The sequence below is a fragment of the Streptomyces sp. SCL15-4 genome, assembly GCF_033366695.1.
In the GTDB taxonomy this organism is placed as follows: domain Bacteria; phylum Actinomycetota; class Actinomycetes; order Streptomycetales; family Streptomycetaceae; genus Streptomyces.
In genome coordinates this window covers 728,829-753,821 of record NZ_JAOBTQ010000001.1, presented here as the reverse complement: position 1 = coordinate 753,821, position 24,993 = coordinate 728,829, and the positions used below count along the sequence as shown (strand labels likewise).

The window sequence follows — 24,993 nt, the reverse complement described above, 5'->3', positions numbered from 1 at the left end:
TCGAGGAGGGCCGGAATCGCGCCTCGCGGGAGTTCGTACCTCGCGGGTGTTCGTCGGCGGCGAAGACGGGCGTGAACCGCGGTGAACGCGGTCAGGGTGAGCGCATGAAGACGACACCGGACGGACGGCCCGTCCCGCCCGCGCACGCCGACGAGCGCGCCACGCTGGAAGCCTGGCTGGACTTCCACCGCGCGACTCTCGCCCTGAAGTGCTCCGGCCTCACGGACTATCAGTTGCGGCTGGCCGCGGTCCCACCGTCGCCGATGACGCTGCTCGGTCTCGTGCAGCACATGGCCGAGGTGGAACGCAACTGGTTCCAGCGGGTGTTCGCCGGCCGGGACCTGCCGCCGGTCTGGGGCGAGAACAACCCGGACGGTTTCGCCCTGCTGCCGGAGCGAGGACTAGGCGAGGCGATGACCGCCTGGCAGGCGGAGGTCGCCCGGGGTCGAGGGCTGATCGTCAGCGCGTCACCGGACGACTGCGCCCGCCTGCCCGAACAGCAGGCGGCTCGCGTCGGCTCCCAGGAGGTCCCCCTGCGCTGGATCCTGGCGCACATGATCGAGGAGTACGCACGCCACAACGGTCACGCGGACCTCATCCGTGAGCGGATCGACGGGACCACCGGCGCGTGAGCGCGGCGCCGGCAGCGGCATAGCCGACGGGGCCCGGAACCGGGCCGAGGCGCGTGTCACCCCTTGCTCGGAGGTGAGGGAAGAGCGCGGGTCCTCGGCCGGCCGCGTGAATCCATAGAGCGGTTGATCTTATAGGCGCGTCAACGTCTCATCGGTGCATAACCTATGAGGATGATGTTGATTCGCGTCACATCGACTCATTGGAGTGCCGGTGGGGGCCAGTGGTGACCGGCGATCACCCCGGGAAACGCATCCTTCAGGACAATAAAGAAGACCACTCCTTAAATCGGTTCACATGGTGAATCGTTCCTCTCGGAGAGCATGCGGAGGCAGCACTTCCCGAGCGGAAAGGAGTCGGCGGTATGGCCGACTGGAAGCAGATCTCCGGTGCGTTGGTGCGGATCGCGGTGGGGTCGCGTACGAACGTGTGGGGTGTGAACTCGGCGGGGAACATCTACCGTTACACGAACAACGACGCGAGTCCGTGGGTGCAGATTCCCGGTGGGCTCTCCGACATCGGGGCGGGCGCGGACGGCACGGTGTGGGGTGTGAACTCCGGGGGCAATATCTACCGGTACACCGGTGACCAGGAATCCGGCCACTGGAAGCAGATCAGCGGCGGACTGAAGGCGATCGCCTCGGGCTCCCGCACCACGGTGTGGGGTGTGAACTCGGCCGGGAACATCTACCACTACTCGAACAACGACGCGAGTCCGTGGGTGCAGATTCCCGGTGGGCTCTCCGACATCGGCGCGGGCGCGGACGGGACCGTGTGGGGCGTGAACTCCGCCGGGAACATCTACCGTTACACGGGCGACCTGCCCGGCTGACCGGGCATGGCGGCGCCCCGGACACCAGGCGGGGAGTCCGGGGCGCCGCGGCCGTGCGGCCCTCGTGGCGAGGTCAGCGCGCGGCGAGCAGGTCGAGCGTGTCGAGCACGCGGTTCGAGAAGCCCCACTCGTTGTCGTACCAGGCGACCACCTTGACATGGCGGCCGTCGACGCGGGTGAGGGCCGAGTCGAAGATGGACGAGGCCGGATTGCCGGTGATGTCGGACGACACGAGCGGGTCCTCCGAGTATTCGAGGATGCCGGCGAGCGGTCCCTCGGCGGCGGCACGGTACGCCGCCAGCACCTCGTCCCGCGACACCTCCCGGCTGACGGTCGTGTTGAGTTCCACGATCGAGCCCACCGGAACCGGCACACGGATCGAGTCACCCGAGAGCTTGCCGTCCAGGTTCGGCAGCACCAGACCGATCGCCTTCGCGGCACCCGTCGTGGTCGGCACGATGTTCACGGCGGCGGCACGGGCACGGCGGGCGTCGCGGTGCGGACCGTCCTGGAGGTTCTGCTCCTGGGTGTAGGCGTGCACCGTGGTCATGAAACCGTGCTCGATACCGGCGAGTTCATCCAGCACCGAGGCCAGCGGCGCCAGCGCGTTCGTGGTGCACGAGGCGTTCGACACGATCGTGTGCAGGGCCGCGTCGTACACCTCGGTGTTGACCCCGTACGCGAGCGTGACATCGGCGCCGTCCGACGGAGCGCTGACGAGCACCTTCCTCGCGCCCGCGTCCAGGTGCGCGCGGGCCGCCTTGGCCGAGGTGAAACGGCCGGTCGACTCCAGGACGATGTCGACTTCGAGTTCGGCCCACGGCAGCCGCGCCGGTTCGCGCTCGGCCAGCACCTTGATGCGCCGGCCGTCGACGACGAGCGTGTCCCCGTCGGCGCTCACCGGGCGGCCCAGCCGGCCGGCCGTCGTGTCGTAGGCGAGCAGCCGCGCCAGGGTGGCGGGCTCCGTGAGGTCGTTGACGGCCACGACCTCCAGGGCGCTGTCGCGTTCGAGCAGCGCGCGCAGCACGTTGCGTCCGATGCGGCCGAAACCGTTGATGGCGATGCGGGTCATGAGTGTGCTCTCCTTCCGTTCACCAACATCGTGGTCCGCCCGGCCCGCCCATGACCACGGCGCGAACGCCATGGTTCGCAAGGATCACGCCAGGCCGTCGGCCGGCCGGAGTCGGCACACTTCCTCAGATCTCGCTCAGTTACCGCCCGTTCCGGTCGCAGGTGTGGTGTCGTTCACCTTGGCGCCGAACGATCACGGACGGCGCGGATCATGCCGCACACCGCCCTGTCCAGGGCGCGAGAGCACACGGAGGGCGGAGATGGCGAAGGCGGTGCGCGCCTTGCTGGGCGACACGTGGATCACCTGTCAGGTCTGCCGGGGCGATCTCTTCCGCGAGCGCGGCGTGAAGCTCAACAGCACCGGCATGGAGTTCGTGAAACTGGCCTGGGCCGACGAGACGGCGACGGGGCTGATCTGCTGGAACTGCGGATACGTGCACCTCTTCGTCAACCGGGACATCGAGTTGCACCGCGTCAAGTCGTAAGCCCCCGGCCGTCCTCGTCGTCCGTGCCGTCCGTGCCGTCATCGTCGTCCCGTCCCGCCTCCGGTGACCCGGTGAGCCGGGTCGCCAGGCGGTAGTCGACCAGGGCGTCCGGGTAGTCCCGGCCGGCGACGACCTTTCCCGGGAGGTTCGCGCGCTCACTCCGGGACATCGACGTCCGCTTCCCAACGCCGGTGAAGCGGACGGCCGTTCGCGGTTCCTCCTCGAAGCGGAGGCGATCGGCGTGGACGGTCGCCCGGAACGCGATGTCCCACACCGGGTGCCCGGCTTCCGGCCCCGGGCCGTCGGCCGTTCATGGCGGCGGCCCGTCCCGCTCGCCGGTGGTGCGGCGGTGACCGGCCCGAGGCGGCGGCTTCCCCTCCTTGTCACGGACCCGGCGCGCGCGGGCGGCGCGGCGACTCCGGACGGCGGGGTCCTCGCCGTGCTCGTCGTCGGGCCTCCGCGGGCGGGTCCGCCCGGGCGCCGCGGCCCGTCGCACGGCACCGCCCGCCCGGTCCGGCACGTCGGCGACCTCCGGCACGTCGGTGGCCTCTGGTGTGTCGGCGACCTCCGGTACGCCGGCCACCTTCCGTACGCCGGCGACCCCGGGCACCTCGGTGGCAGCCGGTACGTCCTCGACGACTTGGCCCACCCCGGTCGCGGCATCCTCCACGGCGCCCCCCGCCACGCGGCCCACACCCTCCACGGTGCTCGCGGCGCCACGGCCCACGCCTTCCACGGCCGCGCCGGCGCCACGGCCCACGCCTTCCACCGCCGCACCGGCGCCACGGCCCACACCCTCCACGGCCCGCTCGGCCCCGCGGCCCACCCGCTCGACCCCGCGGCCGGCGCCCGCGCCCACGTCCCGTACGGCGGCACCGGCTCCGCTGCCGATGTCGCCGACGGCCCTGCTCGCGCCCGTGCCCAGCTCGCCGACGGCCTGTCGCGCCCCGGCCCCGACGTCCTGTACGGCGGCCCCCACTCCACGGGTCAGCTCCTCCAGGATCTGCGGATTGCGGTCGAGCGTGGTGAGCACCCGGTTGATGATCAGTGCCACGTTGTCGAGCCGCACCTCCAGCCGGGCCCGCGCCTCCACCCCCGAGATGCCCAGGTGCACCCGGCCCAGTGCGACGTCGGCGCCCACGTTCAGCTTCAGCAGGTCCAGCACCTCGGCCTGGAGCGAGACGTGTGCCCGCAGGTCCTCGACGTCCAGGTCGATCTGGTCGACCTTGAGCAGCGGGACGTCCAGGAAGACGTCGGGCTCGGCGTCGGCCGCGCTCCTCCGGCCGGCGGGCTCTCCGCCCGGGCCGGCCGTGCCGTCGTAGACCTCGTCGTCGGAGCCGGCCGTCTGCTCGTAGAGCTCGTCCTCGGGAGTGCCCTCGTCCTCGTCGGGAAGGCCGAACCGCTCCTCGATCGGCTCCTCGTCGTCCTCGGCGCTGTCGCGTATCACCGGGCCTCCGCTGGTTCGCCGGACATTTCGTTCCATTCTGCTGCGATGTGCCCGCAGGCGCGCGGTGCGGCCTCCATAGGAATTCCCTTGGACAGTGGTCGTCATTTCGTCTTTGACCTATGCGGCTGCCGGGCGTGCACTGGAAGAGCAGGACTCGCTCGCCCGGTATCCGGGGAACCCGGGACCGGTGCCCCGCATGTGTCACCGACAGAAAGGGCGATCATGGCCGCGCACCACAAGAAGGTGGACCCGTTCGCCGTCGAAGGCGACTTCTTCCGGATCAAGGACCTGCTCGAACCCGGGGAACGGCAGACGCTGGAGCGCATCCGCTCCTTCCTCGCCGACAAGGTGGAACCGTCCGCGGGAGAGCTGTGGGCCCGCGCCGAGTCCCCCGTGCACCTGGTGGACGCGATCCGTGACCTGGGCATCACCGGCATCCCCGGCGACGCGCCCGGCATCACCGCCCGCAGCCCGCTGCTGAGCGGCCTCATCAGCATGGAGATGGCGCGTGTCGACCCGTCCTTCGCCACTTTCTTCGGCGTGCACAGCGGGCTGGGCATGGGCTCCGTCCGCGAGTGCGGCTCCGACGAACAGCGACGGCGCTGGCTGCCGCAGATGGTCGAATGGCGCAAGATCGGCGCGTTCGGTCTGACCGAGCCGCTGGTGGGTTCGGGCACGGCCGGCGGACTGCTGACCACGGCCCGCCGGGACGGCGACGGCTGGGTGCTCAACGGCGAGAAGAAGTGGATCGGCAACGGCACGTTCGCCGACCTGGTGGTGATCTGGGCACGCGACGAGGCGGACGGACAGGTCAAGGGCTTCGTCGTGGAGAAGGGCACCCCCGGCTTCAGCGCCCGCAAACTGGAAGGCAAGATCGCTCTGCGCGGCGTGCAGAACGCCCACATCGTCCTGGACGACGTCCGCGTGCCGGAGGACAACCGCCTCCAGCGGGCCGACTCCTTCCGCGACACCGCGCGCGTACTGAAGGTCACCCGCGGCGGTGTCGCCTGGCAGGCCATCGGCTGCTCGATCGGCGCCTTCGAGGCGGCCCGCGCCTACGCGGTGGAGCGCGAGCAGTTCGGCAAGCCGATCGCGAGCTTCCAGCTCGTCCAGGACCTGCTGTCCCGCATGCTCGGCAACATCACCGCCTCCCAGGCGCTGGCGGTACGGATGGCCCAGCTGCACGCCGAGGACGCGCTGAGCGAGGCCCAGGCGGCCATGGCCAAGATGTTCTGCACCACCCGGATGCGCGAGACCGTCGCCTGGGCCCGCGAGGTCTTCGGCGGCAACGGCATCCTGCTGGAGTACAAGGCGGCCCGCTTCTTCGCCGACGCCGAGGCCCTCTACTCCTACGAGGGCACCCGCGACATGAACTCCCTGATCGTCGGCCGGGCGGCCACCGGCATCAGCGCCTTCGTCTGAGCCCGCGGCTCCCGCACCCTCCCGAGCCCCGCACCGCACACCTCCGCGTTCCGCACCCGGTAAGACATTCCGCAAGGGGATGAGACGTTCATGAGCCACTCCACCCCGGCATCCGGCACCCGGCCCCTCGACGGCCTGCGCGTCATCGACCTGGCCGGCGTCATCATGGGGCCCTACGCCTGCCAGATCCTCGGCGACCTCGGCGCCGACGTCATCAAGATCGAATCACCCGTCGGCGACGTGATGCGCCACGTGCACCGGCGGGACACCGACACCATCGGGGCGCTGGCGCTCAACCTCAACCGCAACAAGCGCAGCGTCCGCCTGGACCTGAAGACCCCGGAAGGCAGGCAGGCCGCGCTCGCGCTGATCGGCACGGCCGACGCGCTGATCACCAACATGCGCCCGCGGGCCCTGCGCAAGCTGGGCCTCACCTACGAGGACCTCGTCGAGAGCAACCCGCGCCTGGTCTACTGCAACGCCCAGGGCTTCCGCTCCGATTCGCCGGCCGCCGACTACGCCGCCTACGACGAGGTCATCCAGGCGGCCTCCGGCATGGTCGACCTGATGCGGCGGGTCACCGGCCGCCCCTACTACGTCCCCACGGCCATGGCCGACAAGGTCTGCGGCATGACCATCGCCTACGCCGTGCTCGCCGCACTGCTGGGCCGGGAACGCACCGGCAAGGGCCAGCACGTCGAGGTGCCCATGGCGGACACGATGTTCGCCTTCACCCTCGTCGAGCACATCGGCGGCCAGGCGTACGAGCCCCCGGCCGGTCCCGTGGGCTTCCCGCGCTCCCTGGAACCGGGACACGCCGCGTTCCCGACCAAGGACGGCTACGCCTGCGTCCTGCCCTACAACTACCGCGACGCCGAGGCCTTCTTCACGTTCGTCGGGCATCCCGAGGCACTGGAGGGCTTCACCCCCGAGAACTTCCAGTCGAAGATCGGGGAGCTGTACGAGCTGCTCGCCCACTACACCGACGGGCACACCACCGCCGAGTGGGAGGCGTTCTGCTCCGCGCACTCCATCCCGTTCGCGCCGGTCATGAACCTCGACCACGCCGGCGAGCACCCCTACTGGGCCGCCGGGCACATGCTCGACGTGCAGCGGCACCCGCACGTCGGCGCCTACCGGGTGATCGGCGACCCCGTCCGCTACTCCGGCTCTCCCTCCGGCGTACGCCGTCCCTGCCCCGAACTCGGCGAGGACACCGCGTCCGTCCTGGCCGAGATCGGCTACACCCCCGAGCAGGTGGCCGCGGTGACCGGCGCGGACCGCTGACCGGCGGAGCGCACTCACACCTCCGGCACTTCCCGCTCCGGCTCGTGGGCGGTCCGCGCGGCACACGTCTCCCGCAGGACGTCCAGGAACGCCCGGCAGGCCGGCGAGAGGGGCTCGCGGCGGCGGGCCACGCCGAACGGGGCGCGCACGGCGGGGCCGAGCGGGCGTACGACCCCGCCCTGTTCCGCGATGCGCTCGGCGTACCAGCGGTCCACCAGAGCCGCCCCCGCGCCGGTCAGCACCAGCGGGATCACCGAACCCAGATGCGGCGTCACCACACCGGCCCGGTGCCACCGCTCCACCGGCTCCGGGCCGTCCGCGTCGTGTCCGGCGCCGGCGAGGGCCCGGCGGATCGCGTGCCGGGCGGAGCCGCCGTGCAACACCGCCACCAGCGGCATCGCGGCCACCTCGGCCGGCGACACCGGTCCCGGAGCGAAGGCGGTGCCCGGAGCCGTCGCCAGCCAGATGTCGTGGTGGCCCAGTTCCTCCGTCACCAGGGCGGGCGCCGGAGGCAACGGGAGCGAGACCACGGCCAGTTCATGGCGTCCGTCGGTGAGCGCGTACACCAGCTCGTCGTCGCCCGGCGCGTCCTCGACCAGGACGCCCACCCCCGGATGGGCCCGGCGGAACGCGCCCACCGCCCGGGCCAGCGGATCGGCCGTCACCGAGGCGTGCGCCACCAGTTCCAGGCGTCCGGCGCGCAGCGACGCCACGTCCGAGACCGCCCGGCCGGCCGCCCGGCGGGCCGCCAGCAGCCGCCGCGCCGGTTCCACCAGGGCCCGGCCCGCCGGGGTGGGCACGACTCCGCGCGGCGTCCGCTCGAACAGCTCGGTGCCCGCCTGCCGTTCGATCGCGCGCATGGTCTGCGACAGGGACGGCTGTGCCACGCGCAGCCGCCGCGCCGCCGCGGTGATGCCGCCGCTGTCGACCACGGCCAGGAAGTACTCGGCCTGCCGCAGCCCGGTGAACGGCGATCCCCGCCCCGGTTCACCCGTCAACGGACCCACCGTCCACGCGCTCGGTGTGCTCCGGCGCCATGGCCAGGCCGGCCAGCGCCCGGGCGGCCGGGGACAGCCGGCCCGGCACGTACGCCAGCCCATAAGGCTGGCGCAGCGGCGGATCGAGCCGGCAAACCCGCGCCCCCTGCCCGGCGGCCCAGCGCGCCGCCCTCCCGGCGACAAAGGACATGCCCGCGCCGGCCAGCACCAGGGGAATCACCATCTCCCGGTGCGCCACCTCCACCGTGATCCGCGGACGCACCCCGTGGACCGCCAGGTGATCGCCCACCAGTTCCCGCTGCCGGCTGTGTCCGGTGACCCCCACCGTCTCCCGGCCGGCCAGCAACCGCACCGGCAACGGATCGGGCAGGGGCGGCTCGTCGGGCGGGAAGACGGCCATGATCTCGTGCTCCGCCCAGGCCCGCACCACGATGCCGTCCGCGTCCAGGGGCAGATAGCCCACGCCCACCTCGGCCCGGCCGTCGGCCAGTATGTCGCGCACCTCCGCGTCGCGGTCGGTGACCCGCACCCGCACCCGCACCTCGGGATGGAGCCCGCGGAACCGCCCGAGCAGGAGGGCGCACGGATCGACCGCCAGCACCGGCGTGGTGACCAGGTCCAGCTCTCCGGCCGGCCTGCCGTCCAGCTGGTCGAGCACTTCGCCCGTCCGGCGCAGCTCCCGCAGCAGCAGCCGCGCATGGGGCACGAACGCGCGCCCGGCGGGCGTGAGTACGGCCCCTCGCCGTACCCGGCGCACCAGGGCCGCGCCCAGCTCCTTCTCCAGCGTCCCCAGAGCCTGCGACAGCGACGGCTGACTCACCCCGGCGGCCACCGCCGCGTGACCGAGGCTGCCGTGTTCGGCGACCGCGAGAAAGTACTCCAGCTGCTGACGGTTCACCCTCCGCACCGTACCCGTGCGGGCACGGAACCCCTCCGCCCGCCGCCGTATGCCTAGGTCGTGTCCGCAAAGTCAGGGCAGCCAGAGTTGTAGGCAGGCGAGGGTGACCAGGGCTTGGTAGTGGCGGGCGCGTTTGTCGTAGCGGGTGGCCAGGGCCTTGTGATGCTTGAGCCGGTTGAAGCAGCGCTCGACGACGTTGCGGCGCCGGTAGGCGGCCCGGTCCAGCCGGCACAGACTCTCGCCTCGGCGCAGGCGGCCGTTGATCTGGTCGATCCGCTCCGGGATCACCGCCTTGATGCCGCGCCTGCGCAGGTAGGAGCGAATCTTCATGGACGAGTAGCCCTTGTCGGCGACGACCCGCTCAGGCCTGGTACGGGGCCGTCCGGGCCCGCGCCGGCGGACGCTGATGCGGGCCATGACCTGCTCGAACTGGGTGCAGTCGTTGACGTTTCCGGCGGTGATGGTGAAGGCCAGTGGCCGGCCCCGCCCGTCGCAGGCGAGGTGGATCTTCGTGGTCAGCCCGCCGCGGGACCGGCCGATCGCCTCACCCGGCCAGAGCCCCCTTTTCGGGCCCCGGCCGCATGCTGGTGGGCCCGCACGGTGGTGGAGTCGACACACACGACCGTCCAGTCGACCGTGCCGACGGCATCCGAGTGCTGCTGGACATGGGCCAGGAGCCGGTCCCAGGTGCCGTCGGCGGACCAGCGGCGGAAGCGTTCGTAGACCGTCTTCCACGGGCCGTAACGTTCGGGCAGGTCCCGCCAGGCGGCCCCCGTCGACAGCTTCCACAGGATGCCGTTGACCACCTGGCGGCGGTCCCGCACCGGCCGGCCCATCCGCGCCGGCGCCAGCAACGGCTCGATCACCGACCACGACTCATCGGTCAGCTCATGACGACGCACCATGAACAGACCAACGACGCCAACACTTTGCGGACACGACCTAGCCGCGCCGGAAGAAGGTGCGCCGGTATTCGCTCGGGGTGGTGCCGAGGATGTGCTGGAAGTGGGCCCGCAGATTGGTGCCGGTGCCGAGGCCGACGTCGGCGGCGATCTGCTCGATGCTCCGTTCCGTGCGCTCCAGCAGTTCTCGGGCCAGGTCGATGCGGGCGCGCATGACCCACTGCATCGGCGTGTAGCCCGTGTCCTCGACGAAGCGCCGGGAGAACGTGCGCGGCGAGACCGCCGCGTGCCGGGCCAGCGCCTTGAGGGTGAGGGGCTCGCCGAGCCGGTGCAGCGCCCACTCGCGGGTGGCGGCGAACCGCTCGCCGAGCGGCTCGGGCAGGCTGCGCGGCACGTACTGCGCCTGGCCGCCGCTGCGGTAAGGGGCCGCGACCAGGCGCCGGGCCGCGTGGTTCGACGCGGCCACCCCGAGGTCCCCCCGCAGGATGTGCAGACACAGGTCGATGCCCGAGGCGGCACCGGCCGACGTCAGCACGCTGCCCTCGTCGACGAAGAGCACGTTCTCGTCGACCCGGACCAGCGGGTGCTTCGCCCTGAGCGCCCGTGTGTAGTGCCAGTGGGTCGTGGCACGCCTGCCGTCCAGCAGGCCCGTGGCGGCGAGCGCGAAGGCGCCCGTCGAGATGGCGGCGAGCCGCGCGCCCCGGGCATGGGCGGCGAGCAGCGCGTCGACCACGGCGGCCGGCGGGTCCTCGCGGTCCGGGAACCGGTAGCCGGGGATGAAGACGATGTCGGCCCACCGAAGCGCGTCGAGGCCGTCGGCGACGTGGTACGACAGCCCGTCGCCACCCGTCACGAGACCGGGCGCCGCGCCGCACACCCGCACCTCGTACGGCATGCTCGCCCGGGTCGTGAACACCTGGGCCGGAATGCCGACATCGAGCGGCTTGGCCCCCTCGAGCACAAGGACGGTGACGCGACGCAGACCGGAGGTTGACACGCGTACCAGGGTACGAGCCCCGTGCGCCTCGGCTCAGGGGCGTACGGGGGTTCGTGCGGGGGCGGGATCGCGGTCGTCGGCGGGGAGCCGGCCGGCGCGGTCGCGAGCGTGGAAGGACGGCCGGAGCCGGCCGGTCAGCGCCAGGAAGGCGACGGACGTGCCGGTGGCGATCCAGCCGGGCCGGCCGGCCATGCCCATGTGCGGCGGATCGAGCCTCGCCGCGGGGCCGGCGAACTCCTTGGCCGTGTCGGCACGCGCCGAACTCACGAAGGCGTGGCCGACGACGGCGGGCACCGACACATACCCGCTGAGCAGGAGGGGCGACACGGCCGCCCGCATGCCGAGGCGGGCGACGCTCCGCCCGCACGCCACCACCCCCGGTGGCTCAGGCGCCCTCGGACCGGGGCCGCCAGCCGCCGGTCACCTCCTTGACGGGCTTGTGCGGGAAGCGCCGCTCCGCGTACCGCTGCGCCTCGGAGCCCGGCAGGACGTACAGCGTCTCGGTCTTGTCCTGGAGCGGACGCAGCACCGTGTCCATGAACGCCTTGCGGTCGTCGAGGTAGGGGCCGATGACATCCTCCCCGGCGGGACAGACGGCCACGCAGTAACCGGACTTGTAGTTCGGCTTGAACGCCAGGCTCTGCCACATCGACGCGTTCTCGGGATCGGTGACGCGGGAGCGGAAGTCGGCGGCGTCCGCGCTGTCGGCCACCGTCTGCGCCCAGTCGGTGAAACCGCTCATGAACTCCCGGTAGTTGTGCGTGACGCAGGCGAGGAAGTCGAACTCGCCGTCCTTCGTGAGGGCGCCGACGGGGCAGGCGGCGACGCACAACTTGCAGTCGATGCACGGGTTGTAGTCCAGCGGCCGCCCGTACGCGCTCACCTCCGCGTCCACCAGTACGGTGGCCAGCAGGACGAAGGTGCCGAACTTCGGGTGGATGACGTTGCGGTGCAGCCCCATCACGCCGAGGCCCGCCGCCACGGCGACCGTCTTGTGCGCCACCACCCAGATACGGCCGGGAAAGTGTTCCATCTCCTGCGGGAAGCCGGCCGACGGGTTCAGCGCGCGGTGACCGGCGTCCTGCAGGGCCCGGGCGACCGCCCGGGCGGCGTGGTTGATCTGTTCGTCGGCCTGGTGGAACTCCTGGTTCGCCACGCTGCGGGCCGGCGAGCGGTAGTTGTCGCGGTTCATCCGGACCACGAGCGAGACGAGGGTGCGCGTGCCCGGCAGCGCGGTCAGCGCGTGCTCGCGTTCCCCGGCGAGATCGGGATGGCCGAGGCTCACCGCCGCCGCGTCGTCGGCGCCGGCGGCCAGACACAGCTCGCGCAGCCACTCCGCGTCGATCACCGGCGGCGGCCCGTCCGCCGTGCCGGCGTCCCGGCGTGCGAGGACGGCCCGGACGGACGGATGGCCGGCGAGCTTCGCGGGCAGCTTCGGCCGTCCGGTTTCCTCCGCGCCCCGTGGTTCGCGCATCCCGACACCCTCCCTGTGAGTTGGATTTTCAAACTCACTATGCCGGGAGGCGGCCCGATGGGCAAGATCGCGGTTGCCGCCGACGGGCCGGTGTCACGGATCCGGGAGGAGCAGCACCGTGTTGGACACCGCTCCCGCCGCCGTGTTCACCGGCGCGCCGGCGGGCGAGTCGGGGCTCGCATGGCGCACATGGGCGCCCGCGGGGCGGCCGTTCAGCAGGAACGGCGAGAGGACGAACGGCACCCGGGCCGTGCCGCACGCGCCGTCGAGGCTCCGGAACCGCATCCGGGCGGTGTCGGGCACGAGCCGGCGCTGCAGCACGAGCGTCTCCTCGCCGGACCGCCGCGCCAGCAGGTCGAGCCACTCCCGCTCGGTGACCTCGGCACCGGAGACGAATCCCGTGCCGCCGTGGCCGCACGAGGGTTTGACGACGAGACCGGTCCGCTCCCGCGCGGCGCGGGCCAGGATCAACCGGCGCCGTGCGGCGCACTGCCCGGGCCCGAGCCACGCCGTCCACGGCACATGTCCCTCGATCAGCTCCCGGTCCGCCGGCGGGTAGCGGTCCAGATCCTCGTGCATCCAGGCCAGCACCCGCTTGGCGCCGAGCAGGCACGACGCCTCCGGGACGAACAGCCGCACACCGCCGGCGAGAACCGCCTCGCGCAGCACGCCGAGGGCCGCCGTGTCCGTCACCACCGCACCGAGGAACTGGTTGAAGACCACATCGACGCGTTCCTCGCCCACCCACAGCCCGTCGGCTCCGCCGCGCACCTCGGACAGATCCGCGACCGTCACCTCCAGACCCGCCGCCGCGGCGGCCTGCGCGGCCGGCCGCAGATAGCGGCGCAGCGCGCGGACGCCGTCCAGCTTCGCCGCGATGCCCGAGGCCGCCCGCCACGTCGGCACCAGCACCCGGGCACGCCCGCCGGCCGGCCCCGGCACGGCCCGCGCCAGGGCCGCCGCCCGGGCGCGCAGGGTCGACGGCGGCGCCACCAGCGTGCCGTCCGGCCAGTACCGGGCGAACGCCGCGGCGCGCCTGTCCAGGCCCGGGACGCCGTAGATGTTGGGACCGACGTTCAGCTCGACGAACCACGGCCTGCCTCCGGCCAGCAGCGCGTCGGGCCGGGCCAGGCGCGGCAGCGCGGGATCGGACAGCGGCTGCGCCGGGTCCAGCAGCCGCGGCTCGCGGTGGTCGTCCAGCGCCCGGTACAGCTCGCCGGCGGTGCCGGCCCGGCGCCGGCAGGCGAGGAGCGCGCACCGGAGCACGCCCGCCGCCAGCTCGCCGAACCGGTGGTAGTCCGGCGCCGAGAAGACCAGCGGGCGCAACGCCTCCCAGCGGCCCGGCAGCGCGTCGGGAACCCACCAGCCGCGGGCCCCGGCGCTCCGGCTCAGCAGTTCCGCGCGGGCCTGGCGGGGCAGCCGGTCCCACAGGTCGTACAGGGTCACACCCGGGCCGCACACCATGTATGCCTCCCTCCCGCCTCCATCCTGCGGGCCCGCCCGGCTCCGCGCGCGCTCGGCGCTACGCCGTCGGCCGCAGCAGCGCGCCCGGCTCGTCCGCCGGAGCCGCCGTGGACGTGCGGAGCATCATGTACGTGCACACCGCCACCGCCGCCGTGCCCACGGCGCCCACGTACAGCGCCGCGTGCAGACCGTCGAGGAACGCGGCGTGGAACCAGCGGCGCACCTCACCGGCGCCCGGCCCCGCGAGTGCCGCCGCCGGTCCGCGGGCCAGGGCGCGGTCGGCCAGCGCGTCCGCCTGGTCCGCGGGGAGGACGGTCTCCGCCTGGCGCAGGAACGAGTCCCTCATCCGGGAGTTCAGCACGGCCCCGAGCGCCGCCACACCGGTCACACCGCCGAGTTCGCGCAGCGTCTCGGCGATCGCCGTGGCCATCCCGGCCCTACGGCCGCGTACCCGCTCCACGACGATGACGTTGACCGGTACGAAGGTCAGGCCCACGCACACCCCGATGACCGGCAGGACCCAGCAGTACTCGGCGTAACGCGCGTGATCCCCGTACAGGGCGAGCCCGGCGAGGGCGACCGGGCACAGCGTGACACCGGCCAGCAGCGGCCGGAAGGCACCCCAGCGCGCGGACATCCGGCCCGCCAGGGGCCCCGTGACCACGATGCACGCGGACGCCAGGAGGAACACGAGGCCGGCTCCGGCCGGCGACCAGCCGAGGACGTACTGCAGGTACAGCGACAGGAAGAAGATCGCTCCGAACAGGGCCAGGCTCGTGGAGAATCCGGCCAGCGCGGCCACCGCGCACGGCCGGTCGCGGAAGAAGGACAGGTCGAGCATCGGCTCGGCGGCGCGCGTCTCCACGGCCGTCAGGGCGGGCAGCGCGAGCCCGGCCACGGTGAACCCGGTCAGCACGGCGGGGTCGGTCCAGCCCTCGGAGGGCCCCTGGATGAGCCCGAAGATCAGCCCGCCGACACCGGTGACCGCCAGCGCCTGCCCGGGCAGGTCCCAGGAACGGCCGCGGCACGGTGGCGCGTACGGCAGGGACAGGGCGCCGAACATCAGCAGGCCGAGGCCGATCGGCACGTTGATGAACAGGACGCTGTGCCAGCCGAACCGTTCCACGAGCGGACCGCCGATCACCGGCCCGAGAGCGAGGCCCAGCCCGGACGCGGCGCCGCGCAGTCCCAGCGCCCTGGCCCGGCTGGCGTCCTCGGGGAAGACCTGCCGCAGCAGGGCCGCGCTGGACGGCAGCAGGGCCGCGCCGCCCGTGCCCTGGACGACCCGCCCGGCCACCAGCGTCTCCCAGCTGTCCGCCGTCGCCCCGAGGGCCGACCCGAGGACGAACGCGGCCAGCCCCGCGAGGAACAGCCGGCGCCGCCCCAGCCGCTCGCCGACGATGCTGCCCGGCAGCAGGAAAGCCGCCAGGACCAGCGTGTACGAGGCCACGACCCACTCCAGGCCGCCGACCCCCACTCTCAGGTCCCTGCCGATGTCCGGCAGCGCGTTGTTCATCGCGAGGTTGTCGAGCATGACCATGAAGACGGCCACGGACTCGACGACGAGCACGGCCCCCGGCCGGCAGCGCCGGGGCCTGGACAGGGAGGAGGCGGCGGGCGCGGGCGGGCCGGTACGCGGCAGTGACATGGCGTCGTCCAGACGGGCGAGGGGACGGGGGTTCGGGGGAGCCGCTGCGGGCGGGCGGACTCGGATCAGCGGATGCGCCCGGCGCTGAGCCGCGGTACCCGCGCGGCCGAGGTCCGGCGCGGGACCGTGGAGGACGGCACCGGCTCCGCCCGCCGGGACACCGGACGCGGTCCGGGGGCGGAGCCGGAAGCACCGGTCGCCCAACGGGCCCCGCGGAGCGGGTGGTCGGGGACTGCGATCACGTGGCAAAAGGTACGCCTTATACGCCGGAACGCGGGCTCACGGCGGTGGAGATCACTGACAGAGGTGAGGTACGTATTTCTTGCGGATCGTCGTACGAACTGTCGAATCGGCCAGTGGTGGCCGGGTGTCGTGTTCCTTTTCGATTTCACTGGACCGTTCTCCGGGCCGTTCTCTGCACCGTTCTCCGGCCGGCGGAAAACGGTGACCGGCTGTCCGTGCGGCCCGCGTCGGCTCGCACCGTCGGCCGATGTGCGCCGACGCCGTGGTTGCGGAAGCATCGGTAGGGGCGGCCCACATTCCGCGGCCGAAGCGCGGGCCTCGCGCCGCCGCCCGGTGAGCCGGTGCCTGACCGGGCCGGCACCTCGACAACCTTCTCGTGCGTCCGTACCGGAGCACTCAGATGACCAAGCGCGACACCGGCCGGTCGCCGGCTGCCACGGGACCGGCCGCACGGCGGTCGCCGGGGCCCGGGCCGACCGCCGGCGACTGGGGACTTCTCCTCCTCCGGCTGACCTTCGGGCTGCTCATGGCAGGCCACGGCGCCCAGAAACTGTTCGGCCTGTTCGGCGGACCGGGTCTGACGGCCACCGGCAAGGGATTCGCCGGCCTCGGATTTCACCCGGGGAAGCTGTACGCGATCGTCGGCGGCCTCTCCGAGTTCCTCGGCGGTCTCGGCCTGGCCGCCGGCCTGTTCACGCCGCTCGCGGCCGCCGCGCTGGTCGGTGTGATGATCAACGCGATGGTGACGGTGACCGGCGCCCACGGCCTGTGGGAGACGGACGGCGGCGTCGAGTACAACGTGGGCATCGCCGTCGTCGCCCTGACCGTGGCCGCGACCGGCCCGGGCCGCCTGGCCCTCGACCGCTTCTTCCCCTGGCGCGCCGGAGGCTGGCCCGAAGTCTGCGTCGCCCTGCTGCTGGGAGGCATCGGCGCCGCGATCACCCTGAGCCTGTGACGGTACCCGGGCCCGGGGCGCGCTGATCAGAGCCGGGCGCGCAGCCACCGCGGGCCGGCGTCGAGGTACGCGCGGCCCGCCACCACCACGGTCGGCACGGTCTTGTCCCCGCCGCCGACCGCCCGTACCACCGCCGCGCCGGCCGGGTCGCGCCGGATGTCGACCCGGTGCACCCAGCGGGCGTCGCGGCAGCAGGCAGTACGCGCACCCCGCCCGCCAGTAGACGGCCGGCGTCCGGGGCTGACGAAACCGCGGACGGACCGAGAACAGAGATGAGGGGCAGAACCTCCTTTGCTAGGGTGCGCCGATGTCAACGATCAGGCAGTTCCAAGTCACCTTCGACTGCGCGGAACCAGAGCGCGTCGCTCGTTTCTGGTGCGAGGTGTTGGGGTATGTCGTATCGGCGCCGAAGGGGTTCGCCAGCTGGGAGGAATACGATCGCTCGCGGCCGCCTGAGGATCAGGGTTCCTGGTGGGCGTGCACCGATCCCTCAGGTGTGGGCCCGCGACTGTTCTTCCAGCGCGTTCCCGAAGAGAAGGTCGTCAAGAATCGGGTGCATCTTTGCGTACGGGTCGGCACCGGCCTCGTGGGCGAGGAGCGTCTGGCCGCGCTCGAAGCCGAGTGCGCACGACTGGTCCCGCTCGGCGCGGTACGCGTGCGACTCCTGTACGACGGCAATGATTCCTGCATAGTGATGCAGGACATCGAGGGCAACGAGTTCTGTCTCGACTGAGCGTCCCGGCCGTGTGCGCGGGCTCTGCCGGCCGAAGGCCCCCGAGCCCGGCGAGGACTCCTCGCGCGGCCCGCTCACGCGGCCTTCGTGGGCTGCCGGGCGTCCTCGGCGGTGAGCGGTGCCGGCCCGGTGTTCCGGCGCGGCGGGGCCAGGGCGGCGGAGATGGCCACCGCGCCGATCGCGCACACGGCGGCCGTGCCGTACAGCGCGATGTGCAGGGCGTGGGTGAAGCCGTCGGCCAGCGCGCCCGAGGCGTTGCCGGACAGGTCGCCCGCGGCGACCTTCGCGGCCAGTTCCCGTGAGCCGACGCGGGTGCCGATGAGGCTGACGAGGACCGCGCCGTACACGGCGATGACGATGGCTTCGCTGCCGATGCGCATGGTGTTGAGGAAGCCCGTGGCCATACCGGCCTGCTCCGGCTCGACGAGACTCATCGCCGTACCGTCGCCCACGCCGAACGAGATCCCCGCGCCCAGCCCGGTCATCAGCAGCGGGCCGGCGATCACGGCCGGGGAACTGCCGGGACCGATCACGGTGAGCCACGCGTTGCCGCCCGCGAACATCAGCAAGGAGACCGTGATCAGCGTACGGGGGGACACTCCTCGGTTGACCAGGGCACCGGACAGCGGCGGGGCCAGCAGCACCGGCGCGGTCATCAGCAGCAGTACCGTTCCGGCGCGCTGAGGGGAGAAGCCGCTCGCACCCACGAGGTAGGTGGGCAGGTAGGTCAGCAGCGTCACGAAGCCGAACGTCGACACCACCGGCACCATGCACAGCGCGAAGAACCGGCGGTTGCGCACCAGCGTCAGATCGAGGACGGGGGCCGTGGAACGCGACTGCAGGACGACGAAGAACACCAGCAGCCCCACGCCGGCGACCAGCAGCGCCAGCGCGGCGGGGCTCGCCCATCCCCACTCCGGGCCCTGGACCGCGCCCAGCACGAGCAGGCCGAGGCCCGCGACGAACACCAGCGCACCGGTCGCGTCCAGCCGGGGACGCCGTGGCGCACGGGACTCGGCGACCAGTCCGACGCCGGTCAGCGCCACGGCCACCAAGGCCGCGTGCAGCCCGAACGTGGCACGCCAGCCGAGCGCGCCGACCAGCCAGCCCGACAGGGTCGGTCCCGCCGCCAGGCCGAGACCGGCGGCGCTGCCGAGAGCGGCGAAGGCACGGGTGCGCGCGGCCCCGTCGAAGGTCGTGGCCAGGATCGCGCCACCGCTGGCGAACACGCCCGCCGCACCGATGCCCGACAGGGCGCGGGCGAGATCCAGGAGCACGATGCCGGGCGCGACCGCCGCGGCGAGCGAACCGGCGGCGAACACCGCCGCGCCCGCCGCGAAGGCCCGCCGGCGGCCGAACATATCGGCCGCGGACCCGGCGACCAGCATGAACGAGGCGAACGTCAGGTTGTAGGCGTTCATCACCCACTGCAAGGGCGCGCCCGCCGTATGCAGGTCCTCGCCGATGCCGGGCAGCGCGACGGCCGCTCCGGAGATGGACATCGGCACGGTGACGAAGGCGAGCAGGACCACTGCCAGCGTGATCGCCGGACGCGGGCGGCCCGGGGAAACGGTAGTCACGAGTGAGGGCTCCTTCAGGAGACGGCCAAGGGCGGCCAGCAAACGGCCACTTGGGCGACAGTGCCACTGAGTGGCATTAGCTGTCAAAGGGCAAGAGCGCCCGGGTGGTAGGGTCGGCGGTGTGAGTCACGATCTGCGCGAACTGCCGCTGCGCGAACGGAAGAAGCTGCGTACGCGCCGGGCCCTGGCCGAGACCGCGCTCCGTCTGTTCACCGAACGCGGTTACGACACCACCACGCTCGACGACCTGTGCGACGCGGTGGAGGTGTCCAAGCGCACCTTCTTCCGGAACTACCGCTCCAAGGAGGACGTCGCGCTCGCCGCCGACAGCGAGCTGTGGTCGGCGTACCTGGACCGGGTGGCCGCCGTACGGCTGGACGGCCCGCTCCTCGGCGTGCTCCGGGTGGCCCTGGAGGCGACCCTGGAGGCCATGGAGCCGGACTGGGACCGCCGGTTCCTGGCCACCCGTGAGCTGTCCGAGTCCGTTCCCGTGCTGCAGTCGCACGGACTGGGGTACTGCCAGGACACCACCCGTGACATCGTCGAGACGCTGGCCGGCCGTGCCGGCGCCGACACGGAGGCGGACGCGTTGCGCCTGCGCCTCACCGTGGAGATCTTCGTCGCCGCCTGGCACACGGTGTGCCTGCACTGGACGGCCCAGGGCGGCCGAGGAGGCCGCGACGGCCTGACGCACCTGGTCGAACAGACCTTCACCCTGATCCCGGACGCGCTCACCCGCACCGCCTAGGCTCCGCGCGCTCCGTCGTAGAACGAGTCGTCATACGTGTACGGCCTCGGGGAACATCGGTACGGCGGTCGCGGAAAGATCGCCGGACGGGCGCCGGGACCGGCTACGGTCCGCTTGTGCGGGAAGTGCGCCGAGGAGCCGACCCGCCCCGGCTTGGAGCGGTTCTTCTTCCTGGACGATGTCGACCGCGGTCTGATCGCCCGGCGACGCTCCACGCACCACCAGCTCGGCTTCGCGCCCCAGATGTGCCGTGGACGACGACGTACATCGACGACGCCGTCGCCCGGCTCCGCGCCGAGGGCCACGAACTGCGGGACGAGGACATCGCCCGCCTGTCCCCGCTCAAGCACCGCAACCTGAACCTGCTCGGCCGCTACAGCGTCACCGCTTCCCTCCCGGCCGCGGGCGCCCTGCGCCCGCGGCGGGACCCGGGCACGCCGGAGTTGGACGAGGACGACCTCTCGGCTTGATGGCAACGCAGGGGGTTACTGGGCGGTGTAGCCACCGTCGACGGGCAGGGCGATGCCGGTGACGTAGCCGGCGCCGGGGCTGGAGAGCCACAGGACGGCCTGGGCGATCTCGTCGGCGGTGCCGAGACGGTCGATGGCCTGGCCGGCTTCGGCCTGGGCGCGGTCGAGTTCGCCGCCTTCGACCATCGCATCGACCATGGGGGTGGCGATGGTGCCGGGGCACACCGCGTTGATGCGGACGCCGCGGGAGCCGTATTCGAGGGCGGCGCTCTTGGTCAGGCCGATCACGCCGTGCTTGGTGGCGTGGTAGGCGGCGCGGCCGGGGTTGCCGACGAGGCCGCCGAGGGAGGAGCAGTTGACGATGGCGCCGCTGCCCTGGTCGCGCATGTGGCGCAGTTCGTGCTTCATGGCCGCCCAGATGCCGCGCAGGTTGATGTGCTGGACGCGGTCGAACTGTTCGGCGCTCTCGTCGGCGGCGTCGGTGGGCGGGGGCATGATCCCGGCGTTGTTGTAGGCCATGTCAAGGCGGCCGAAGATCTCCACGGTGCGGTCGACGGCGGCGGCGACCTGGTCCTCGTCGGTGACGTCGCAGACCAGGGCGAGGGCCCGGTGTCCGGCGTCGGTGAGTTCCTGCACGGCGGCCTTGAGGGCTGTCTCGTCGATGTCGGCGAGGCCGACGGCGGCGCCGGCTTTGGCGAAGGCGCGGGCGGTGGCCAGGCCCATGCCGGAGGAGGCTCCGGTGACGAAGGCGACCTGGCCGGTGAAGTCGTAGGTGGGGTTCATGGAGATGTCTCCTCGGACAGGGTTGCGACGGGGGCTTCGGACGGGGTGCCGGAGGGTTCAGGTGGTCTGGCCGCCGTCGACGACCAGGGCGGTGCCGGTGGCGAAGGCGGCGTCGGCGGAGCACAGCCAGAGCACGGCGGAGGCGATCTCCTCGGGCGTGCCGAGGCGGCCGACGGGTTCGTCGGCGATAAGTCCTTCGCGGCCCCCGGGGCGGGTGTCGCCGAAGCGGCGGATCATCCCGGTGTCGATGATCCCCGGGCAGACGGCGTTGATACGGATGCCCTGTGCGGCGTGGTCGAGGGCGGCGGAACGGGTGAAGCCGATGATCCCGTGCTTGGCGGCGGCGTAGGCGGCCTGCCCCTCGAAGCCCTTGACCCCGGCGCCGGAGGAGACGTTGACGATCACGCCGCCGCCGTCCTGCTTCAGCATCTGCCGGATCTGGGCGCGGGTGCACAGGAACGCTCCGGTGAGGCTGACGCCGAGAACGCGGTCCCAGTCGTTCTTGGCGGTGTCGGCGGCCGACTGGACGGGCTGCTCGACGCCGGCGTTGTTGAAGGCGGCATCCAGGCTCCCGAAGCGCTCGACAGTCCGGTCGACCGCGGCTTGGACGTCGTGTCGACCGAGGTGCCGGCCACCTCGGGGTTCGGGCGTACGGCACTGCCGCCGTTGACGAACAGCAGCCCCGGCTCCTTGGCCGCCGTGTCCAGGACTGCGGTCAGGGAGGCGGGGTCAAGGACGTCGGCGGTGAGGCCGCGCGCCCGGATGCCCTCATCGTCGAGTTCGCCCACCAGGGCGTCGAGGTGATCGGCCATGCGGGACAGGAGGGCGACGTGGTGGCCGGCGGCGCCCAACCGGCGGGCGGCGGCCAGCCCCGGTCCGGGGCCCGCGCCGACGAGAGCGAACGCGGTCACGGTGAGCCTTTCAGGTGAGGCGGTGCGGACGCAGGGCCGGGCGGACCGCAGTGTCAGCCGGTGGCCGGGGCGGCGGTGTACTCGTCGTCGGTGACCGGGTTCAGCCAGTGCACGACGGCGTGGTCGTCGTCGCCCTCGTTGATGGCCACGTGGACCATCAGCCGGTTCGGGGCGGCGCCGTGCCAGTGCTCCTCGTCGGCCTCGAACAGGACCCGGTCGCCAGGCCGGATGACCTCTACGGGACCGCCGCGGCGCTGGCACAGGCCGACACCTTCGGTGACGAAGACGGTCTGGCCCAGCGGGTGGCGGTGCCAGTGGGTGCGGGCGCCGGGCATGAAGTGCACCAGGGAGGCGGTGACCCGAGAGGGGGCGGGGGCGGCGGCGACCGGGTCGATGTAGACGTCACCGGTGAACCAGTCGGCCGGGCCCTTGACGGTGTCGAGCGAGCTGCGGGTGATCTGCACGGTTGCTCCTTGTGCGGTGGAGGGGGTCAGGGGGTGAGGAGGGTCTTGATGGCGCGGCGCTCGTCCATGGCCTTGTAGCCCTCGGCGACCTGGTCCAGGGGCAGGGTGAGGTCGAAGACCTTGCCCGGGTCGATCCGGCGGGTGAGGACGCGGTCGATGAGGTCGGGCAGATACCGGCGTACGGGGGCGGGACCGCCGCGCAGGCCGACGTGGGAGAAGAACAGCTCCTGCCCGTCGACGGCGACCTCGTGGGGGACACCGACGAAGCCGACGTTGCCGCCGGGCCGGGCGGAGCGCAGGGCCTGGCTCATGGCCTGGGCCGTGCCGACGCACTCCAGGACGCTGTCGGCGCCGATGCCGCCGGTCAGCTCCTTGATCTCCGCAACGCCCTCGTCGCCACGCCCGGTGACGATGTCGGTGGCACCGAACTCCCGGGCGAGCTTCTGCCGGGACTCGTGCCGCGACATGGCGATGATGCGCTCCGCGCCCATCTCCTTCGCCGCAATCACCGCGCACAGGCCCACCGCGCCGTCGCCGACGACCACGGCGGTCGAGCCGGGCCCCACCTCGGCGGCGTCCGCGGCCCACCAGCCCGTGCCCATCACATCGGAGACGGCCAGCAGACCGGGCCACAGTTCCTCGCCGGGTACCTCGTCGGTGGCGACCAGGGTGCCCTGGGCGTGGGGGATGCGCACGTACTCGGCCTGGCAGGTGGACATGAACTCGCGGTGCAGGCAGCTGGACTGGAATCCGTTCTTGCAGTTCGCACAGGTGTTGTCGGACGTGGCGAACGAGCCGACGACGAACTGTCCCGGCTTCACCGCGGTGACCCCGGAGCCGACCTCCTCGACGAAGCCGACGTACTCGTGGCCCATCGGGTGCGGGTCGCCGATCGGCTCGGCGCCGCGGTAGGGCCACAGGTCGGAGCCGCACACGCAGGTGACAGCCGTGCGGATGATCGCGTCGGTGGGGTGAAGCAGCTTCGGGTCGTCCAGAGACTCGAAGCGGACATCGCCGGGGGCGTGGATGACTGCGCCGCGCATAGATGAGCTTCCTTCGCGTGCCGGGGGCGGGCGATCCCGAAGGCCGGGGCCGTCGCCGAGTGCAGGGCCAGGTGCAAAATCCCGTCGTGACGACCAGGCGAAAAGCACCACGTCATCCAGGCAACCCGCTTTTCGCGCGGGCAGCGAGACACCATCGAGGGGTGTACCGCCAGTACATCCCTATGGACGCGGGCGGGACGTACCGTCGAAGGCGTGGACAACCAAGCAGAGGTCCGCGAGTTCCTGACCTCGCGGCGAGCCAAGATCACCCCCGAGCTGGCCGGCCTGCCCTCCGGGAGCCGCCGGCGGGTACCGGGCCTGCGCCGCAGCGAGGTCGCCGCACTCGCCGATGTGAGCGTGGAGTACTACGCCAAACTGGAACGTGGCAACCTCGCCGGCGTCTCCCCGGCCGTTCTCGAAGCCGTCGCCCGTGCGCTCCAGCTCGACGACGCCGAACGCGCCCACCTGCTCAACCTCGCCCACGCCGCCGACGGCTCCGACGCCCTTACCCGCCCCCGGCGCCGCACCGCCCAGTGGAAGGCGCACCGGAGCCTGCAATGGGTCCTGGACGCCGTCACCGCCGGCCCCGCCTTCGTACGCAACGGCCGCATGGACCTGCTCGCCGCCAACGAACTCGCCCGCGCCTTCTACGCCGACGTCTACGCCTCGGCCGGCAACCAGGCGAACCTGGCCCGTTTCCAGTTCCTCGACCCCGCCTCGCGCCGCTTCTACCCCGACTGGGAGCAGGCCGCCGACATCGCCGTGTCCATCCTGCGCACCGAAGCCGGCCGCAACCCCCGCGACAAGGGCCTGCACGACCTCGTCGGGGAGCTGTCCACCCGCAGCGACGACTTCCGCACCCGCTGGGGCGCCCACGACGTCCGCCATCACGGCACCGGCACCAAGCGTTTCCACCACCGCACCGTCGGCGACCTCATTCTCGCCTACGAGGGCCTGGAGATGGCCGCCGCCCCCGGTCTCACACTCACCATCTACACCGCCGAACCCGGCTCGGCCTCCGAGGAGAGCCTGAGTCTCCTCGCCTCCTGGGCAGCCACGTCCCAGACTCTCGCGCCACACTCGCGCGACTGATGATCCCCGGCCGACTCCGCCCACGCTCACCATGACGGTCCTGTCGGCAAACGAGGGCGAGCGATCCGCACCGCCGCCGCCCGCCCCCTGCCCGACCACACCGCCGTCAAGGAAGACGCGCCCGCCCCGGAGCTGCCGGTCACCCTCGACATGCCGGGCAAGGTCGCGGACTGTCTCCGGACCGCCGAGCTGGAGCCCGTCGAGCGCGCCGCGCTCGACCAGGGGACGACCGTACGGCGCGTCCGGGGCTACACCCTGCGCGTCAGCGCCGTCCCCGCCGTACACCGCCAGCTCCTCGCCCGCTGCCGGCCGCTCGACGGCGGCCAGGGTCTGCCCGCGGTCCCGGCCCGGCGCAAGGGCCGCCGAGCGTACGAGAACCGGGTCGGCACACCCACGCCCTGACCATGATCGTTCTC

General features: G+C 72.5%; 26 protein-coding genes and 4 pseudogenes. 12 read left to right on the top strand and 18 right to left on the bottom strand.

Translation table 11 applies throughout. From position 1 onward, the window contains the following. Positions 1–104: 104 nt before the first annotated feature. Positions 105–632: a DinB family protein gene (locus SCK26_RS03105; RefSeq protein ID WP_318199690.1), complete on the top strand. Its 528-nt coding sequence runs from the start codon at positions 105–107 to the stop codon at positions 630–632. Between the two features lie 362 nt (positions 633–994). Next, the gene (locus SCK26_RS03100; protein WP_318199689.1) at positions 995–1,462 is read left to right on the top strand and encodes a tectonin domain-containing protein; all 468 of its coding nucleotides are present in this window, start codon (positions 995–997) and stop codon (positions 1,460–1,462) included. Positions 1,463–1,535: 73 nt separating this feature from the next. On the opposite strand, the gene gap is transcribed toward SCK26_RS03100, so the two are convergent. After that, the gene (gap, locus tag SCK26_RS03095) at positions 1,536–2,534 is read right to left on the bottom strand and encodes a type I glyceraldehyde-3-phosphate dehydrogenase (protein ID WP_318199688.1); all 999 of its coding nucleotides are present in this window, start codon (positions 2,532–2,534) and stop codon (positions 1,536–1,538) included. A gap of 259 nt (positions 2,535–2,793) precedes the next feature. Between gap and SCK26_RS03090 the strand changes: the two genes are divergently transcribed. Further along, positions 2,794–3,018, top strand: coding sequence for a hypothetical protein (locus SCK26_RS03090; RefSeq protein WP_318199687.1), 225 nt, complete (start codon positions 2,794–2,796; stop codon positions 3,016–3,018). Here SCK26_RS03090 and SCK26_RS03085 read toward each other — a convergent pair. Together SCK26_RS03085 and SCK26_RS03080 are read right to left on the bottom strand one after the other, a co-directional pair. Then, positions 3,008–3,187 carry a hypothetical protein gene (locus tag SCK26_RS03085; protein ID WP_318199686.1) on the bottom strand — a complete coding sequence of 60 codons (180 nt, stop codon included), beginning with the start codon at positions 3,185–3,187 and terminating at the stop codon, positions 3,008–3,010. The two genes, SCK26_RS03090 and SCK26_RS03085, sit on opposite strands and share 11 nt — an antisense overlap. Before the next feature lie 141 nt (positions 3,188–3,328). Then, complete coding sequence (locus SCK26_RS03080; protein ID WP_318199685.1) at positions 3,329–4,465, bottom strand: hypothetical protein; 1,137 nt, start codon at positions 4,463–4,465, stop codon at positions 3,329–3,331. 222 nt (positions 4,466–4,687) lie between these two features. On the opposite strand from SCK26_RS03080, the gene SCK26_RS03075 reads away from it, so the two are divergent. Both SCK26_RS03075 and SCK26_RS03070 read left to right on the top strand, forming a co-directional pair. Beyond that, a complete protein-coding gene (locus SCK26_RS03075; RefSeq protein ID WP_318199684.1) occupies positions 4,688–5,887 on the top strand; it encodes an acyl-CoA dehydrogenase family protein in 1,200 nt (399 codons plus the stop codon). Between the two features lie 90 nt (positions 5,888–5,977). Next, positions 5,978–7,174, top strand: a complete 1,197-nt coding sequence (locus tag SCK26_RS03070; protein ID WP_318199683.1) for a CoA transferase — start codon at positions 5,978–5,980, stop codon at positions 7,172–7,174. A 14-nt stretch (positions 7,175–7,188) separates the two neighbouring features. Here the strand turns inward: SCK26_RS03070 and SCK26_RS03065 are convergent, their stop codons facing one another. The 8 genes and pseudogenes from SCK26_RS03065 to SCK26_RS03030 all read right to left on the bottom strand — a co-directional run bounded on the left by SCK26_RS03065 (position 7,189) and on the right by SCK26_RS03030 (position 15,555). Further along, on the bottom strand, positions 7,189–8,172 hold the full coding sequence (locus SCK26_RS03065; RefSeq protein ID WP_318199682.1) for a LysR family transcriptional regulator: 984 nt from the start codon (positions 8,170–8,172) through the stop codon (positions 7,189–7,191). Further along, positions 8,162–9,070, bottom strand: coding sequence for a LysR family transcriptional regulator (locus SCK26_RS03060; protein WP_318199681.1), 909 nt, complete (start codon positions 9,068–9,070; stop codon positions 8,162–8,164). Before SCK26_RS03060 ends, SCK26_RS03065 begins: the two co-directional genes overlap by 11 nt. 72 nt (positions 9,071–9,142) lie before the next feature. Then, positions 9,143–9,906: pseudogene (locus tag SCK26_RS03055) on the bottom strand (IS5 family transposase). A gap of 106 nt (positions 9,907–10,012) precedes the next feature. Continuing rightward, complete coding sequence (locus SCK26_RS03050; RefSeq protein WP_318199680.1) at positions 10,013–10,969, bottom strand: GlxA family transcriptional regulator; 957 nt, start codon at positions 10,967–10,969, stop codon at positions 10,013–10,015. 33 nt (positions 10,970–11,002) lie between these two features. Beyond that, positions 11,003–11,296 carry a hypothetical protein gene (locus SCK26_RS03045; protein ID WP_318199679.1) on the bottom strand — a complete coding sequence of 98 codons (294 nt, stop codon included), beginning with the start codon at positions 11,294–11,296 and terminating at the stop codon, positions 11,003–11,005. A 58-nt stretch (positions 11,297–11,354) separates the two neighbouring features. Next, complete coding sequence (locus SCK26_RS03040; protein WP_318199678.1) at positions 11,355–12,443, bottom strand: 4Fe-4S binding protein; 1,089 nt, start codon at positions 12,441–12,443, stop codon at positions 11,355–11,357. Between the two features lie 93 nt (positions 12,444–12,536). After that, on the bottom strand, positions 12,537–13,889 hold the full coding sequence (locus SCK26_RS03035) for a hypothetical protein (RefSeq protein ID WP_318199677.1): 1,353 nt from the start codon (positions 13,887–13,889) through the stop codon (positions 12,537–12,539). Between the two features lie 76 nt (positions 13,890–13,965). Then, on the bottom strand, positions 13,966–15,555 hold the full coding sequence (locus SCK26_RS03030) for an MFS transporter (protein WP_318199676.1): 1,590 nt from the start codon (positions 15,553–15,555) through the stop codon (positions 13,966–13,968). 643 nt (positions 15,556–16,198) lie between these two features. Between SCK26_RS03030 and SCK26_RS03025 the strand changes: the two genes are divergently transcribed. Next, positions 16,199–16,753, top strand: a complete 555-nt coding sequence (locus SCK26_RS03025) for a DoxX family protein (protein ID WP_318199675.1) — start codon at positions 16,199–16,201, stop codon at positions 16,751–16,753. Positions 16,754–16,779: 26 nt separating this feature from the next. Here SCK26_RS03025 and SCK26_RS03020 read toward each other — a convergent pair whose 3' ends face one another. Next, positions 16,780–16,926, bottom strand: coding sequence for a hypothetical protein (locus tag SCK26_RS03020; protein WP_318199674.1), 147 nt, complete (start codon positions 16,924–16,926; stop codon positions 16,780–16,782). A 134-nt stretch (positions 16,927–17,060) separates the two neighbouring features. On the opposite strand from SCK26_RS03020, the gene SCK26_RS03015 reads away from it, so the two are divergent. Next, positions 17,061–17,486 (top strand): VOC family protein, encoded by a 426-nt coding sequence (locus SCK26_RS03015; protein ID WP_318199673.1) that lies wholly within the window; start codon positions 17,061–17,063, stop codon positions 17,484–17,486. 74 nt (positions 17,487–17,560) lie between these two features. On the opposite strand, the gene SCK26_RS03010 is transcribed toward SCK26_RS03015, so the two are convergent. Continuing rightward, entirely contained in the window at positions 17,561–19,066 is a 1,506-nt protein-coding gene (locus SCK26_RS03010) for an MFS transporter (RefSeq protein ID WP_318199672.1), read from the bottom strand. A 121-nt stretch (positions 19,067–19,187) separates the two neighbouring features. Here SCK26_RS03010 and SCK26_RS03005 point away from each other — a divergent pair, with 121 nt between their 5' ends. The 3 genes and pseudogenes from SCK26_RS03005 to SCK26_RS03000 all read left to right on the top strand — a co-directional run. Continuing rightward, complete coding sequence (locus SCK26_RS03005; RefSeq protein WP_318199671.1) at positions 19,188–19,814, top strand: TetR/AcrR family transcriptional regulator; 627 nt, start codon at positions 19,188–19,190, stop codon at positions 19,812–19,814. Between the two features lie 36 nt (positions 19,815–19,850). Then, positions 19,851–20,015, top strand: a pseudogene (locus SCK26_RS37910) (hypothetical protein); the annotation flags it as partial. Positions 20,016–20,059: 44 nt separating this feature from the next. After that, a pseudogene (locus SCK26_RS03000) lies at positions 20,060–20,284 on the top strand (Tn3 family transposase); the annotation flags it as partial. Between the two features lie 15 nt (positions 20,285–20,299). On the opposite strand, the gene SCK26_RS02995 reads toward SCK26_RS03000, so the two are convergent. From SCK26_RS02995 to SCK26_RS02975, 5 genes and pseudogenes are all read right to left on the bottom strand, one after another. Further along, complete coding sequence (locus tag SCK26_RS02995) at positions 20,300–21,067, bottom strand: glucose 1-dehydrogenase (RefSeq protein WP_318199669.1); 768 nt, start codon at positions 21,065–21,067, stop codon at positions 20,300–20,302. A gap of 57 nt (positions 21,068–21,124) precedes the next feature. Next, on the bottom strand, positions 21,125–21,634 hold the full coding sequence (locus SCK26_RS02990; RefSeq protein WP_318205890.1) for an SDR family oxidoreductase: 510 nt from the start codon (positions 21,632–21,634) through the stop codon (positions 21,125–21,127). Between the two features lie 50 nt (positions 21,635–21,684). Continuing rightward, positions 21,685–21,978, bottom strand: a pseudogene (locus SCK26_RS02985) (SDR family NAD(P)-dependent oxidoreductase); the annotation flags it as partial. Positions 21,979–22,031: 53 nt separating this feature from the next. Further along, a complete protein-coding gene (locus tag SCK26_RS02980) occupies positions 22,032–22,442 on the bottom strand; it encodes a cupin domain-containing protein (RefSeq protein ID WP_318199668.1) in 411 nt (136 codons plus the stop codon). Positions 22,443–22,468: 26 nt separating this feature from the next. Continuing rightward, positions 22,469–23,485, bottom strand: coding sequence for a zinc-dependent alcohol dehydrogenase family protein (locus SCK26_RS02975; protein WP_318199667.1), 1,017 nt, complete (start codon positions 23,483–23,485; stop codon positions 22,469–22,471). Between the two features lie 213 nt (positions 23,486–23,698). Between SCK26_RS02975 and SCK26_RS02970 the strand changes: the two genes are divergently transcribed. Beyond that, positions 23,699–24,577 carry a helix-turn-helix transcriptional regulator gene (locus tag SCK26_RS02970; RefSeq protein WP_318199666.1) on the top strand — a complete coding sequence of 293 codons (879 nt, stop codon included), beginning with the start codon at positions 23,699–23,701 and terminating at the stop codon, positions 24,575–24,577. 150 nt (positions 24,578–24,727) lie between these two features. Continuing rightward, positions 24,728–24,979, top strand: coding sequence for a hypothetical protein (locus tag SCK26_RS02965; RefSeq protein WP_318199665.1), 252 nt, complete (start codon positions 24,728–24,730; stop codon positions 24,977–24,979). Positions 24,980–24,993: the final 14 nt, after the last annotated feature.

What these genes read in the sequence shown, in the direction of transcription:
- gap (WP_318199688.1), bottom strand. Translation starts at nt 2,534, where the DNA reads ATGACCCGCATCGCCATCAACGGTTTCGGCCGCATCGGACGCAACGTG.
- SCK26_RS03025 (WP_318199675.1), top strand. Translation starts at nt 16,199, where the DNA reads ATGACCAAGCGCGACACCGGCCGGTCGCCGGCTGCCACGGGACCGGCC.
- SCK26_RS02995 (WP_318199669.1), bottom strand. Translation starts at nt 21,067, where the DNA reads ATGAACCCCACCTACGACTTCACCGGCCAGGTCGCCTTCGTCACCGGA.
- SCK26_RS03105 (WP_318199690.1), top strand. Translation starts at nt 105, where the DNA reads ATGAAGACGACACCGGACGGACGGCCCGTCCCGCCCGCGCACGCCGAC.
- SCK26_RS03075 (WP_318199684.1), top strand. Translation starts at nt 4,688, where the DNA reads ATGGCCGCGCACCACAAGAAGGTGGACCCGTTCGCCGTCGAAGGCGAC.
- SCK26_RS03085 (WP_318199686.1), bottom strand. Translation starts at nt 3,187, where the DNA reads ATGTCCCGGAGTGAGCGCGCGAACCTCCCGGGAAAGGTCGTCGCCGGC.
- SCK26_RS02965 (WP_318199665.1), top strand. Translation starts at nt 24,728, where the DNA reads ATGCCGGGCAAGGTCGCGGACTGTCTCCGGACCGCCGAGCTGGAGCCC.
- SCK26_RS02975 (WP_318199667.1), bottom strand. Translation starts at nt 23,485, where the DNA reads ATGCGCGGCGCAGTCATCCACGCCCCCGGCGATGTCCGCTTCGAGTCT.
- SCK26_RS03070 (WP_318199683.1), top strand. Translation starts at nt 5,978, where the DNA reads ATGAGCCACTCCACCCCGGCATCCGGCACCCGGCCCCTCGACGGCCTG.
- SCK26_RS03100 (WP_318199689.1), top strand. Translation starts at nt 995, where the DNA reads ATGGCCGACTGGAAGCAGATCTCCGGTGCGTTGGTGCGGATCGCGGTG.
- SCK26_RS03090 (WP_318199687.1), top strand. Translation starts at nt 2,794, where the DNA reads ATGGCGAAGGCGGTGCGCGCCTTGCTGGGCGACACGTGGATCACCTGT.
- SCK26_RS03015 (WP_318199673.1), top strand. Translation starts at nt 17,061, where the DNA reads ATGTCAACGATCAGGCAGTTCCAAGTCACCTTCGACTGCGCGGAACCA.
- SCK26_RS03040 (WP_318199678.1), bottom strand. Translation starts at nt 12,443, where the DNA reads ATGCGCGAACCACGGGGCGCGGAGGAAACCGGACGGCCGAAGCTGCCC.
- SCK26_RS03030 (WP_318199676.1), bottom strand. Translation starts at nt 15,555, where the DNA reads ATGTCACTGCCGCGTACCGGCCCGCCCGCGCCCGCCGCCTCCTCCCTG.